The 13,356-nt window shown below is 47.2% G+C and carries 14 protein-coding genes and 2 riboswitches; of the genes, 4 read left to right on the forward strand and 10 right to left on the reverse strand.

Going from position 1 to position 13,356, the window contains the following annotated elements; genetic code table 11:
• Window positions 1-36: 36 nt before the first annotated feature.
• Window positions 37-1,356, reverse strand: a complete 1,320-nt coding sequence (locus GJT30_07440) for a L,D-transpeptidase family protein (GenBank protein ID MSM39437.1) — start codon at window positions 1,354-1,356, stop codon at window positions 37-39.
• A 78-nt stretch (window positions 1,357-1,434) separates the two neighbouring features.
• Window positions 1,435-1,511: riboswitch (cyclic di-GMP riboswitch) on the reverse strand.
• A 137-nt stretch (window positions 1,512-1,648) separates the two neighbouring features.
• A riboswitch (cyclic di-GMP riboswitch) is annotated at window positions 1,649-1,724 on the reverse strand.
• Between the two features lie 346 nt (window positions 1,725-2,070).
• Between GJT30_07440 and GJT30_07445 the strand changes: the two genes are divergently transcribed.
• The 4 genes from GJT30_07445 (at window position 2,071) to GJT30_07460 (ending at window position 4,429) form a co-directional block, all read left to right on the forward strand.
• Window positions 2,071-2,316 (forward strand): type II toxin-antitoxin system prevent-host-death family antitoxin, encoded by a 246-nt coding sequence (locus tag GJT30_07445; protein ID MSM39438.1) that lies wholly within the window; start codon window positions 2,071-2,073, stop codon window positions 2,314-2,316.
• Window positions 2,306-2,575 carry a type II toxin-antitoxin system mRNA interferase toxin, RelE/StbE family gene (locus GJT30_07450; GenBank protein MSM39439.1) on the forward strand — a complete coding sequence of 90 codons (270 nt, stop codon included), beginning with the start codon at window positions 2,306-2,308 and terminating at the stop codon, window positions 2,573-2,575. Before GJT30_07445 ends, GJT30_07450 begins: the two co-directional genes overlap by 11 nt.
• 92 nt (window positions 2,576-2,667) lie before the next feature.
• On the forward strand, window positions 2,668-3,207 hold the full coding sequence (locus GJT30_07455; protein ID MSM39440.1) for a hypothetical protein: 540 nt from the start codon (window positions 2,668-2,670) through the stop codon (window positions 3,205-3,207).
• A gap of 172 nt (window positions 3,208-3,379) precedes the next feature.
• The gene (locus tag GJT30_07460) at window positions 3,380-4,429 is read left to right on the forward strand and encodes a Fic family protein (protein MSM39441.1); all 1,050 of its coding nucleotides are present in this window, start codon (window positions 3,380-3,382) and stop codon (window positions 4,427-4,429) included.
• Between the two features lie 210 nt (window positions 4,430-4,639).
• Here the strand turns inward: GJT30_07460 and GJT30_07465 are convergent, their stop codons facing one another.
• The 9 genes from GJT30_07465 to GJT30_07505 all read right to left on the reverse strand — a co-directional run bounded on the left by GJT30_07465 (window position 4,640) and on the right by GJT30_07505 (window position 13,334).
• A complete protein-coding gene (locus GJT30_07465) occupies window positions 4,640-5,599 on the reverse strand; it encodes a hypothetical protein (protein MSM39442.1) in 960 nt (319 codons plus the stop codon).
• Window positions 5,600-5,643: 44 nt separating this feature from the next.
• Window positions 5,644-7,662 carry a hypothetical protein gene (locus tag GJT30_07470; GenBank protein ID MSM39443.1) on the reverse strand — a complete coding sequence of 673 codons (2,019 nt, stop codon included), beginning with the start codon at window positions 7,660-7,662 and terminating at the stop codon, window positions 5,644-5,646.
• A 2-nt stretch (window positions 7,663-7,664) separates the two neighbouring features.
• Window positions 7,665-8,660, reverse strand: a complete 996-nt coding sequence (locus GJT30_07475; GenBank protein MSM39444.1) for a hypothetical protein — start codon at window positions 8,658-8,660, stop codon at window positions 7,665-7,667.
• Between the two features lie 11 nt (window positions 8,661-8,671).
• Window positions 8,672-9,850 carry a DNA (cytosine-5-)-methyltransferase gene (gene dcm, locus GJT30_07480; protein ID MSM39445.1) on the reverse strand — a complete coding sequence of 393 codons (1,179 nt, stop codon included), beginning with the start codon at window positions 9,848-9,850 and terminating at the stop codon, window positions 8,672-8,674.
• 76 nt (window positions 9,851-9,926) lie between these two features.
• The gene (locus tag GJT30_07485) at window positions 9,927-10,079 is read right to left on the reverse strand and encodes a DUF86 domain-containing protein (GenBank protein MSM39446.1); all 153 of its coding nucleotides are present in this window, start codon (window positions 10,077-10,079) and stop codon (window positions 9,927-9,929) included.
• 232 nt (window positions 10,080-10,311) lie between these two features.
• Window positions 10,312-10,530 carry a hypothetical protein gene (locus GJT30_07490; GenBank protein MSM39447.1) on the reverse strand — a complete coding sequence of 73 codons (219 nt, stop codon included), beginning with the start codon at window positions 10,528-10,530 and terminating at the stop codon, window positions 10,312-10,314.
• A gap of 37 nt (window positions 10,531-10,567) precedes the next feature.
• A complete protein-coding gene (locus GJT30_07495; protein ID MSM39448.1) occupies window positions 10,568-11,824 on the reverse strand; it encodes a type II toxin-antitoxin system HipA family toxin in 1,257 nt (418 codons plus the stop codon).
• Window positions 11,814-12,146 carry a helix-turn-helix domain-containing protein gene (locus GJT30_07500; protein ID MSM39449.1) on the reverse strand — a complete coding sequence of 111 codons (333 nt, stop codon included), beginning with the start codon at window positions 12,144-12,146 and terminating at the stop codon, window positions 11,814-11,816. The genes GJT30_07495 and GJT30_07500 overlap by 11 nt, the downstream gene beginning before the upstream one ends.
• Before the next feature lie 207 nt (window positions 12,147-12,353).
• Complete coding sequence (locus tag GJT30_07505; protein ID MSM39450.1) at window positions 12,354-13,334, reverse strand: DUF362 domain-containing protein; 981 nt, start codon at window positions 13,332-13,334, stop codon at window positions 12,354-12,356.
• Between the last annotated feature and the right edge of the window lie 22 nt (window positions 13,335-13,356).

Genomic DNA, 13,356 nt, shown 5'->3' on the forward strand with positions numbered 1-13,356 from the left:
ACTATCTCACCGGGATATAAGAATAAGCGGCGTCGACTATCCCTCCTTGACAGGTTCAATCAATATACCGTCTATGTCCAAATCGAATTTCAAGCGTTTGACTGCATCCTTGGCCTCGCTGATGTCACTGAAAGGGCCGGCAATAACACGGTAGCTGTTGTCCTTTGACAATACCCTGGCCGGGATTTGCGGGCCCTGGTGGTTGATAATGGCGGCAATCCTCAAAGCATCAATCTCGTCACGAACATCGGCAGCCAGGATATACCATGCCTCCAGCTTCAGTTCAGGTAGTTCCGGTTTGCCGTACAATCTGTCCGGGTGCTCGACTTCTATGATCTCTGCCGCCTCATTTTCACCCCCTTGACGCATCTCCAAAATGGGAACGGGAATCCCTCGGGCTTCGGTCTGTACTTCCTTAACCTTTTTCCAGTCCAGCGTGTGCGCTGATTTCTTTTCAAAATTTTTCAGCCTTGCATATGTCTTTTCCAGCTCAATGGCGCCCGAATCATCCAGAGGCGCATGAGCTTCCATGTAAAGCACTCCATTACGTTGCCCTATGAGATATGGCTGGTTGACAATGAGTACAGGTGTATTAACAGGTGTGTCATTGAAGAGCATTTTCACGTTTTCCGGATAGAGTCTCAGGCAGCCATTGGATGCATTAAGGCCGATGCTGGCCGGTTTATTGGTGCCATGGATCAAATAACCCGATTTACTCAAATAGAGCGCGTATTCCCCCAAGGGATTCTCAGGCCCTGGAGGGACTTCTGCGGGGAGAATATCCCCTTTTTTTCGATGATCCGCAGCAATTGACGCAGGCACATGCCAGGTCGGCCGGGCTGTCTTGCGCGCTACACGCATTTGGCCCATGGGGGTGGGTCGCTCTTTGGTTCCGACCCCGACCGGATAGGTCGACACAACCAAAGACTGGCCATCTTCTTTATATTGAAAGAGCCTCATTGTAGCCAGGTTGATCACAATGCCTTTTCTCGGGGTATCCGGCAGGATGAAACTCAGAGGCAACACGACGCGCTCTCCCGCTTCGGGCACCCAAACATCAACCCTTGGGTTGGCGGCATGGATTGCATTGATCCCCAGGCCGAAGTGTCGTGCAATATCCGGTAGCGTATCCCCCTCTTCAAGCCTGGTGGCTGCCAACCGGCCAATGACGTCTTCTCCTTTTGCAACCCGAAACTCATTCCGTTCGATCTCCGTATCAAGGTGGCGTGGGGAAAACCATGATTTCCCCTGCACGCCTTTCATGGCAGCACATCCGGGGAGAGAGACAATACATATGCAGAGAGCTATCAGGCGAAGCCAACCGGATAAGAGTGGCAGATCAACGATTCGGTACATGAGATTAATAGGGCACCTTTCTCAATCAATGAAGATTTATATATAAATAAAAAGCCGGGGCCGAAGATGAGATGACATTTCGGCAACCCGGCTGTCTCAGTGAGACCCTGTAGGCTTTCCGCCCCACCCTCGCGGATGGTTGAGTATTATCGTCTACCACCAACCGTTATGTCGATTTCCGCCTCCGACGCGAACCGGCACAAACGGCACCTGTCAATTGCTCATTTCCTGCGGGTACGACCTCCTTTTTGTTGCGGCAACAAAAAAGCCGGGGCCAAATATCGTTGGATATTTCGGCAACCCGGCTGTCTCAGTAAGACCCTTAGGCTTTCCGCCCCATTCTTGCGAATGGTTAAGTATTATCGTCTATCTCTCAATCAATTTTTGTGCATTCTAAATTTTTATGAGGATTTGTCAACATTTTTCTGCCTTCCCGCCGAGGTGCAGACCAATGTGCGAAAAAGGAAAGGACGATTTGAACCGTAGTTGTGGCTCTGCTACTATGTCATCTTACCCATTTCATAAGCCTGTCGCATTGCTGGGCTTTACGTAAAGATGCAGACCATGGTCTGTACGTACAAGGCCGTCATTGCCGCTATGAGCAATTGATTTGATGCGAAATTCTCCAGGAGGAAATGAATAAATGAATTCTTGCCGCATCGACGAATATGACCTATATTTGTACCATAATTGAAATCATGAAAGAGGTTATTTATGGATAGAATCTATGCCCGTGCTTCCGTCAGCATCAGCGATCTGAAGAAAAACCCCTCCCGTATCATCAATGAGGCTGAGGGGGCACCGGTCGCTATCCTCAATCACAACAAGCCCAGCGCCTACCTTATTCCGGCCGACGCTTTTGAAGCGCTGATGGAGAAATTTGAGGATTACAATCTGGCGCAACTGGTTAAGGAAAGAGAGCAGGAGCCGACGGTCAAGGTTTCCCTCGATGAGCTATAGCATTGAGTTCAAAGAATCGGCCCTCAAGGAGTGGCGGAAGCTGAACGGCGCAATCCGCGCGCAGTTCAAGAAGAAGCTGGCCGAACGGCTGGAACGGCCACGCGTCGCTTCGGCCCGGCTTTCTGGCATGGCCGACTGCTACAAGATCAAACTGAAAAATGCCGGTTACCGGCTTGTCTACCAGGTTACCGACCAGCGCATCGTCGTTATTGTCGTGGCTGTAGGCAAGCGGGAAAATGAGGGCAGGTTGAAAGAGTAACAAACTGACGGGAGGAGCACGCCATGAACAGCAGCGCACCCATGGTAGAGGTCTTTTTCGATTACATCTGACCCTGGTGCTACCTCGGTACCGTGCGTACCGAACGCCTGCAACGGGAATACGGAGTGCAACCGCGCTGGAGCGCCTTCCCGCTCCACCCCGAAACCCCGCTGGAAGGAAGGGAGCTTGCCGAGCTCTTTGCCGGACGGGAGGCAATGATCCGCGACATGCAGGCCCGGCTGCTGCAGGTTGCCGCGGCAGAGGGTTTGCCGTTGACGGAACGAAGCCGCACCTACAACAGCAGGCTTGCCCAGGAGTTGGGGAAATGGGCGGAGGCGCAGGGCCGCGGAAATGAGTTCCACAAGGCCGTCTACCGGGCCTTTTTCGTGGCTGGGGTCAACATAGCGCTGGTTGACGAGTTGGTGCGGACCGCCGCTGCCATTGGACTGTCGGCGGATGAGGCCCGGACGGTGCTGGAGGGGAGAAGCTATGCCGCGGCAGTGGATGCCGACTGGCAGCGGGCTAGGGATCTGGGCATTACCGCCGTGCCGACGCACCTGTGCGGAGGCAGGCGCCTGACCGGTTTCGCGGCCTATGAGGATTTTGTTCGCCTGATCGGGGAGAGTCGGTAAGCTCTTGTGCAGAACAACAAAGGCGGCCGATTGGCCGCCTATTTGATTGAAATACGGGAAGTGGCCCTAGTTTTCTCTTATGGTTTTAGGGTATTTTCGGGTGTCTTTATGGGCAACCCTGCTTGCATTTACGGGTATTTTAGGGTAGTGTTTCGGGTAGGAGCGCACCAATATGATCAGAGCCTCATCAATCAGTATCACGACCCAGATACTGAACCTAATCGCCGAGCTTGATGAATTCAAGGGGCGCTGGGACATGCTCGGCCGTCTGGCCCCGGACAGGCTCACGTCGCTCAAGCGAGTGGCGACCATTGAATCCGTGGGCTCATCCACCAGGATTGAGGGGGCCAGGCTGTCCGACCTCCAGGTTGAAGCGCTGCTGGCGAATCTGGAAATGCGCTCATTCCGCACCCGTGATGAAGAAGAGGTTGCCGGTTATGCCGAAGCGATGAATACGATCCATGATTCATGGGAGCATATCCCCTTTACCGAGAATCATATCAAACAGCTCCACGGCATTACCCTGAAGTACAGCACCAAAGATGCCGCTCACCGGGGAGAGTATAAGACGCTTGCCAACAATATAGAGGCGTTCGATGCCGATGGCAGGAGCATCGGCGTTATTTTCGAGACGGCGTCCCCATTCGACACACCGCGACTGATGGCGGAACTGGTCAGCGGGACGGTGGCCGCCCTGCGGGAAAGAGAACTGCATCCGCTGCTGGTAATCGGCGCGTTTGTCATACATTTTCTGGCCATACATCCGTTTCAGGACGGCAATGGCCGTCTTTCCCGCGTCCTGACCACCCTGTTGCTCCTGCAGAGCGGCTATCGTCATGTGCCGTACAGTTCACTGGAACGGATAGTGGAGGAAAACAAGGACGGGTATTATCGGGCGCTGCGTGCATCACAGAAGCTGATCCGGACCGACGGTGAAAATCTGGATGAATGGCAGCGCTTCTTCCTGTCCAGCCTGAAAAAACAGAAAGACGTCCTGCTCGGCAAGATCGAATGCGAACAGTTGCTGGAGAAGCTGTCACCGCTGGAGGAAAAGATGCTGGCCATCGCCAGGGAGCGTGGCAGGATCACCATTGCCGATGCGGTAACCCTCCTGACTGCCAATCGTAATACGGTCAAGCTGCACCTGCGCCAACTGGTTCAGCAGGGGTATCTGGAACAACATGGGACCGGTAAGGCGACCTGGTATTCAGTGGGGAGATAGGATGCCGACTGGCAGCGGGCCATGGAACTGGGCATTACCGCCGTGCCGACTCACCTGTGCGGAGGCAGGCGCCTGACCGGTTTCGCGGCCTATGAAGATTTTGTCCGTCTGATCGGGAAGAGCCTGTAGGCTCTTTTACAGAACAATAAAGCGGCCGATTGGCTGACTTTTGAATTGCAAATGGTGTTCCCGGAATTCTGCGCCTAAAATTCATAGCGAATACAACATCTTTCCGTGAATTTTTATGCAATATGAGGAAATATCTGGTATCCCATTCGCTATCCTTATTCCGACGCAATAGTCAGGGTTATAAATTCTGGGTTGTGTGTAATAAACCGGTGAGTTGGTTAAAGTTGCATAAATGCACATTGCCAATGACATAGGCTTAGGGCCATATGGTGCCATTACTGAACTGGCCTCGCCATTATTTGTTATTGAGCAAATGTAAGAATAAGTATCAGAAACATCATGTGCATCGACTCTTACTATTTGATTCTTATTTTTCAATGGATAATATTTTTCTATTTCACGTATGAAGTCCCAACTGCGCTGATAGCTAGGTGGCCCCGGAGGGAAAGGAAATAAAAGCTTAACTCTAGACTTACTATATTCATTCTTCAATAATTCAGGCAACCCATAAGTATGATAACCAACCCCAACAACTGCATAATCAGCTTCTATATCTGGGTAATTATTTGGTCCAAACATTGGAATGTTCAGCCAAGACTCAGGGTTCTCGGCTAGGAAGAAGCCAGAATGGGTTGCAGGAAATGTATATGTCGCTATTAAATCAGTTACCTGAACATTATTAATGAGCAACTTGACTATCGGAAAGAAAAATCTCTTCGGAAAAGAAGAAATATCGACAATAATTTTTCCACAACTGTGTGCGATAAAATCTGATACTTGAGCAGTTAATGCACTAATATCCGTAAATAGAGGCAGCTCACAAATATCTGTGTCAACAATATTTCTTCCGAATTCAGTTCTAGTGTCAGCTAGAAGGGTTTGAGATCTTGCAGAGTACTGTGATGGTGGGTCAACAACTCTAAAGAGTCTTTTATTTCTAGTTTTGTTCTTTAGCTCAAGGACGCTAAGAGCACCAACACACCTTCTCTCTGTAGAATGGCAGCCAATAAAATCCCACTCCTGTGCTGATAGCCGATCCATGACCCATGTAAACGGACCCCATGGCCTGAAGTGCGCGCCTAACATTATTGATCTGTTCCACTCTTGAATAACTGCATCTGCATAGGACTTTCTTCAATCTTATTCTTACTTATTTTATTATCAACTAATTCTCCAAGTTGAGATTTAGAGAGCCAGGATCTGACGTCCTTAACAGTGCAATAAATCGGCTCTTTAGTGTGAGCTACAGGTATACGAAAAACGGGAGACAAGATAGGGTTCAAATACCATTTTCTACGCAACTCTCTATCCTTAGTTTTTGTAGTATGCATGCCATCATGCAAATCGCCGTAATCAACGGCATCGTTTAAAAACTGTTGAAGCGATTTGTCTCCATCAAGCTCTGAAACTCTTAGAGAAAAACCATTGTTACCGGGATATGACATGGCTTTATCTTCGGTGAGAGATTGATAGAAAATTGTGCCGATGTAATCTATAAATCGCTTCCTATCGTTGCCTCCATTTTCATAGCTAATCTTATTATGCCAGTGCAATGATGCCTCATGTATCCCAACAGTTTGTAAATCGGGTTCAATAGAAGGTAATGCTGGCTCTGGTTCTACACCTCTCATGTCTCTAATCCATGCAGCCCAAATATGCTGGCAGATACTAACGAAAACCAGAATATTCCCCCCACTCAGAGACTGAACGTCTTCGATACCGGACCATTTCAACCTCTCACCGCATCGTGCGGCTATTTGCATCAATGCTTGGTCAACCCGTTCTTTTTTCCAGTAAGTTTTTTCCCAAGGGAGTGGAGGCTCCCCTGTGAACTCATTCATAATACTTTCTTTGCCTTGCTGACGACACCACCCTTCAGCAAGTTTCGCAGAGAGAGGATCAGAGTTTACAAGTTTTGTTAGATATTTAATCCAGGGCCTTGGCCATTTTTCTTCTACTCGGAGTAGTCGTTGCGGAGAAGACCCCGCATATTGCTTGGCTAATTCTGAAGTGTCAGTTTTACGACCAAAAACATGTTGGAGTAGATTTGTTCTTGCTGGTGGTAAAACAAAATCTGTCATAAAAATTCTGCGATTGAACACATCTTTAGCGAAGTCAGGGAATATCCATGTTCTCCTATTTTCTTTCCTTCTTAAAATCCCATCTATATCGACAATTTTATAATTACGCTCTTCTTCAACAACAGCTCCAGATTTATATATTCTTAATTCCTTACGCCAAGCAAATCTTCTCGATCCAATTCTGTAAGATAAATTAGGATCTCTCAGCCCAAGTGCTTTATTGATAATTTGTTGATATTCATTCCCTAATTTTGGTCCAATGCTATCAAGTCGTGATAATTCTTCGTACTGATCAATTCGTATGAAAAAATTAACTCCAGTCGTAACAATTCCTAGCTTCTTTAGCATAGCAACTGTCTGAGATATTGGAACACCGATACTTGTTTTTGATGTCATGACTTCTTGCGGAAGAGTGTTAGTATTAAAGTTTAAATAAGATCTATAACATTGTATTCTTTGAGCCATTATCTTTTTTAGTTCGATATAATTTCTTACTTCTTCAAGATAACCAAACCAACAATCTTCTTTTTTAATTGTGTTTGCAAACTCATCCAATAAATGTTGGTTGTTGTCTATTCGTAAATCAGTTCTTGTTTTATCATTTGAGCAAAGTTTTTCTATTGATGAAAATATATCGTTGACTACCCAATAATTGAGAAAATCACCAAAATAAATTGGAATCGTATCATCGCCGTTTTCTGATAAGGATTTGCTATCTCTTTGTCCAAAATCTAATATTCCGCATCTCGTTAAATTGATCCCGGCACTGATAAAATTCTGGAATGATTTGGGGACAGGGTACTCAATATTTGCTTGCGCATATGCGATTCTCGTGTCTGGTTTAAGTAGATTAAGTAGCATGCTTTTACCGCTACCTTGTACGCCTAAAAGGACTACATTTCCTCTGTCAAAAAGCGGTAATGCGTGTTCAACTAAAAATGGGCTAAAAAGTTTGACAAAACTATCGTACCCAATGCTCTCAGAAACGTATAGGTCGTGAAAAGGATTTGTTCTCTTATCCATGTTCAGATCCTTGAACTTCTAGGAAAAAGTGGATTCCAAGACGAAGAATTGTGGTGAATAAATGGAAGGGTGTTATCTGGGCAGTTCGAAAACATTACAACTAAACCACCAGTACTTTTGTAGCCAAAAGGAGTGTAAGGTTTTCCTATCCAAGGCCCACTGTGTCCACGGACTTTATCATAAGTGCTTACAGCGAGTGCCCGAACCTCAGTTGAAAACTTCTCTTCCCCATACACTGGCGTAGCTGAAATGAAATCTTCCCCTTGAAGTTCAATAACAAAATTAACTGAAAGATTGCTATGTGCCGTAGCAAGAGAATTAAAGGTGCTCACACCTTTTGGGCACACAATTATTGGCAATAGCAATACCTGGACTCCAATATCATTAGCAAGACTTGCAGCGTATGAAACTGCATCTGATATTTGACTACCACTCCCAACAAAATCTTCTAACAGTACAATGTAATCAATTCCATTAACTTGAATATATCTTTTTATTGTATCTGCGTTACCAATCTGTGAAAGGCTCAACCAATCAGAACGCAAATCATGCCCCGTTCTAATTCCATTCAAGTGGTAGAACGAGTTTATTCTCATACTGTCAGTAATTGGACAAAACCATGTCTTGGCAAAAGCCTCACGAAGTTGTCTTTCTGCGTCTGGCGTATCAAACATCAAGTTCAAAATATTTATGAGCCATCTGGCTACAGACCCATTTGCTGCAACTCTGTAAAGAGTATGGAATTCTTCTTGCCCGACGTAAAACAGTTTTGGAATTATTTGAAATGCTGTTTTTTGATCGCTTTCAACACCAAAATTTTCTATCCAGTTTTCAAATCGAGCCCAAAATTCTGGGTGTGGCCCTTTTGTTGGTTCATAGTCACAAAAGAGCTTTTCTTCCAAAAACTGAACCTGCAGATTTATGTTAGAAAAATCAGGCTCTCCCACACTAGATGTTACAGACCAGCGCATTACCTTTTCTTCAAGTTTATTATTCATTGTCATCTCACCTAAACGAAAAAGGTATGTTTGATAAACTCCCCAAGAGCCTCCCCAAGGGGAGGTGGGACAGCATTTCCAACCATTCGGAATTGTTGTGACTCTGTCCCTAAGAAAAGAAAATCATCAGGGAATCCCTGAATTCTTGCCGCTTCGCGTACAGTAAATCCACGATTTTCTGATGGGTGAAGAAAATATTTTGGATTACCGAAACGAGTATCTACAGTGTAAGATGGCTTATCCCAACAAAGACGCCTGAATTTGCCATTAAATCCATGAGCAAGATCGAAATTCCCATCTCTAACTTTTATATATTTCGATTTTAGCAGTGAACTAAGAACTGGCGATGAATCTACCCCTAATACATCATCAATTGCTGAAACTGGAACTGGGTCAGCATCGCCATTCGGCCTAATACGCATAGTCCGACGCAATTTTAATATAGTCTCTAAGACTAATCTCTCCGTAGCCGTTATCTCACCAAATACCTCTGGAATGTCCCAAGTATGGATTGAAGTAGGCCCTCCTCGCACATCACTTAATTTCTGTCCAGGGGCAATTTTTTCAGCAATGTGAAATGCAATCGTGTCAGGTTCAAGAAACTTTTTTATATGATTATCTTGTGAGTCTAATCCTTGAAGGACATCATATAATGCTTTACTTTCTTTTTTGGCGAGTTTGAAATTTATTTCTTTTTTCCCAGTCCAGGCTATCATAATCATTCTGCTTCTCAGTTGGGCAAGACCAATATCAGGTCCGTCACATTTCAAATCTGCAACCTTATAGCCTGAGCTAATCAACATTTCTCTGAGCGCTTCCCAATATTGTTTATGTTCCCCCGCTGTGACACCTCTTACATTCTCTACAACGAAAACTTTAGGTTTAATTTTGACAGCAATCTCTCCTGAAATTGTCAATAAATTGTTTCTTGGGTCATCTAGCTTTCGTTTACCAACAGTTGAGAATCCTTGGCAAGGAGGGCCCGCAACAACAAGTTGTACGCCTTTTTCAATTTCGTGCTTTTCTAATCCAGAAGTTAAATCTCTTATACAAGCATCAGCATTAATGTTTGCCTTAAATACCTCTACTGCAATCGGTTCAATATCATATGCTGCCGTCGGAACAAACCCAGCGTTATTAAGGCCAACATCAAAGCCACCGCAACCGCAAAATAAACTTATGTATTTCATTTGGTTGTCTCTTTGCCTTGTTTCAATTTTACAAGTAGCTGTTAATGTTCAACTCATAATTTCAGGGACAGTTTACTTAATTCCACTCAGAATTTTTCTGCAAAGCATCTATCAACATCGGTAAATCGTCACGAAACGTTTTCAAGATATACTCAATATTTACTCCAAAATATTCGTGCGACAGCAGATTTCGTAAATCCTTGATTCTTACCAGGGAATTTTCGGATATCCGCCCCCTCTACTCCTTTAACAACTTGCCCACAGCCACGCCGATAATTTCGAACTCCTGAATAACTGCTGCGCCCGCCGCAACAGTATTAAAAAACACCCAAAAAGTCAATGAATTGCAGAAGTTCTACAACCACAGATGAACAGGGTGGAATTCAGAGACTAAAAATGGCAGGTTGCTTTAATAAAAGCCGCCTGCCTCCTTCTTCCCTGAAACTATCATCTCTGTGTTTTTAGATCAAATCGTGCTTCTTCAGCCAGTTCTCCACCTCATCATCCGCCCTGTCAACCGTACTCCCTTTGATCGCCAAACCGGCCAACACCTTTGCTGTCGGACAAAGTCTTTTGGTATCACGCTCGATGCTGGCAAAGCCACTCCCCTCATGAGTGCAATTAGGCACGATGGTCTTTCCCGAGAAATCGTACGACTCCAGAAACGTAAAGACCGCCATCAGGACAAACTAGGGACACTTCCCCTATTTTTTCGTGTCACCGCTCTATAGAAAACGGATTAAGAAACTGCCGTCCCCACAGATAGTTTTTATCAACCGGGCTAAGTTCCGCCTCTTCGCAGACCCTCTCCCAATTCTCACGTATGGCTGTCTCGATCCGGTCAATCAGAGCTGCCGCTGCCTTTTGGGAAAGCAGGAAATGGTGCGCGGCAGCCAGGCAGGTTTTGAGCTGGCTGAACCGGGTGTCGCCGGTTATCAGCATGGCCTGGGTCGCTTCATTGCCGGTTCGCCTCTGCGGGCAGATATCATAGGCCGGCGTCAGGGTCAGCTCGTGCCCATCCCAGAATGCGGCGTGATTGCGGGCGTGATCATCGGTGTTGCCGCACAGGACGTTAAAAACCAGCCGACCATAAAGCTCCTTGAGGGTTGCTCCCGGTTGTGTAAAGCGATGGCGAATGATTTCCGCAAACTCTTCATAGCTGGCATAACGCGCCGTCATTTCATTTAAGCCAAACAGTGTCAGGGCGGAAACCATGGCTTTTCGTGCCCATTCGGAACCGAGCGCAATTCGGTCGAATCGTTCAATCAACAAGACATCCTTACCGGACGCCTTGACCAGCTTGACTGTAGCCGCCTCAAGCCTTGCTATAGCAGCCAATCTCATGGCAACGTATTCGGCTTTGACAACGCTGTAGAGATCACTGCTGGACGAAAATTTAGCAATATACTTGGTGCCCCGATCTTCTATCAAAGCCTTGGGGCGGGCACCCCCAATGGAACTGCCGTGAAAGAGCGCCTGATCGAGCTCGGCGGTTAAGGGGACTCCCTGCTCAACCCGTTCGGCCGATGCCAGCAACTCTTCCAGGCTGGCATTTACTGGAGCTCTCGGAACAAATTCCGTTGGTGATCGCTGAAAATCAAGCGCACCAATCCGGTCAGACCCCGATTCCAACAGATAGGTGAGTTCATCCAGACTGCCGGTATCAGCATCCCGGCCTTTCAGGCCGAATTGCCTGTTTATGATAACACGTCGCCCCCAGGCATCGGGCGCGGCATCCCGAATGCAATTTGGTATCTCCAGGTCACCCAACAGGGGCAACACCCCGGCCCGCAGAGGTAATTCCGGCTCATAAATCGGAATGGCCGGATTCTTGTCGTCTCTCCGCTCAAGATAACTTTTGCCATAGTTGAAATGGATTGTGCCGTTATCCGCTTCAAGCTTACCGGCGACCACCGGTTGCATCTCTCCGGGAAGCCAGATCCAGACAAAGGCTTCTTTCGGCTTAGAAGTCATCATCCACCGCCCTTGTCTTGTTTCTGATCCGTTTGGGGAGGAGAGCGATTTTGCTTTGCGCCAGTTCGATACTGGTCGCAAGAACCCGGCTCTCCTGATCAAACAGGGGAATGCCAACCAAGGCTGCAACTTCGAAGACCAGCCCGATGGACGGCGACATTTCACCGGACTCTATCTTTTGGAGTGTCGCCCTGGAAATACCGGCTCTCTCCGCAAGGTTCTGCTCAGACCAGTGGCGCTCTTTGCGCCCGAGCTTGATCTGTTGACCAAGTAATAAAGCGGCTTCTTTTGCGTATTTTGAGTATGCTCTTTGTTTCATCATAGCCAGTCCAAAGATTAAGTGACCAGAATAATAGCCATCAAGCTGCCTAATGGATATTATGCTGGTCGTTTAGTTGGTTTTCAAGAAAAATTCGGGCCTTGACTAAAATAATATACGCAAACCAGCTTAATGACCAGTATATTGGCCATAATCGCAATGTGAATTCCGGAGACGAAAGGTGGACGAGGAGACTAAAATGGGAGCAGGTTAGAGGGTAATCAGCTGATACTGACTGTTGCCCATTTTCATTTCTTTCATGTACGACAACTGGCGCAGTCCCTTCCGGGATTCAATCCGTTCTTTAAGATCGTGAAGTTCCGCTTCGGGCAGCTTATACACCATGTCGATGGAAGCCTGCTCGACAGCCAGGAGATCGGTGGAAGCCAGGATACCAAGATTGCGCGCCTTGACCGGGGCTGCTTTGGTGCCGGCGCAGTCGCAGTCCACTGACATGTTGCGCAGCACATTGATAAAGACGATCCTCGTGCCGAAGTGGTCTATGACGGCTTTGGCTGACTCCACCATGTTTTCCTGGAACTGTTCGCCTTTGAGCCAGAGCTCGTAATGCACATTATCCGGGGCGCCGTGTATCATCTTCTTGCCTATGGGCCCGTCCGCGCAGCCGATGGCGATATTCTTCAGCGAGCCGCCGAAGCCACCCATGGCGTGACCTTTGAAATGGGTCAGCACGACCATGGAGTCGTAATTCAGCATGTGTTTGCCGACCGACATTTCCTTGAAGCGCTTTCCCCCCTTAACCGGGATCATCACCGCCCCATCCTCGTCCATGATATCCACGGCGCAAAAGTCCCAGCCATTAATCTTTATGGTTTCGCGATGCTCTGCCGTCGTAAACCTATTCCCCTTGTACAGCGTATTGGTCTCCACCAGGTTGCTGTTGGGAATCTGCTGCTGCAGCGCTTTCACCATATCCCGCGGCAGAATGTTCGGGCCGTTTTTCTCGCCGGTGTGCAGCTTGATCGCCACCGTGCCGGTTATCCCCTGGTTGATTTTGGTATAGATCTTCTGTAGTCCGGCGGCACTGATGTCATTGGTGAAAAAGACCTGAGATTTTCCCTGTTGTGCGGCCAATGCGTTGCCTATGCCGGTATATCTGCTTACGGCAACGGTTCCCAGAGCAATGGCTCCAGTCTGCAGGAATTTTCGCCGTGAAATGTTGTGTGCCATGTAACACCTCCTCAGGGTTTGA

It is taken from the genome of Geobacter sp., from assembly GCA_009684525.1.
Classification (GTDB): Bacteria; Desulfobacterota; Desulfuromonadia; order Geobacterales; family DSM-12255; genus Geoanaerobacter.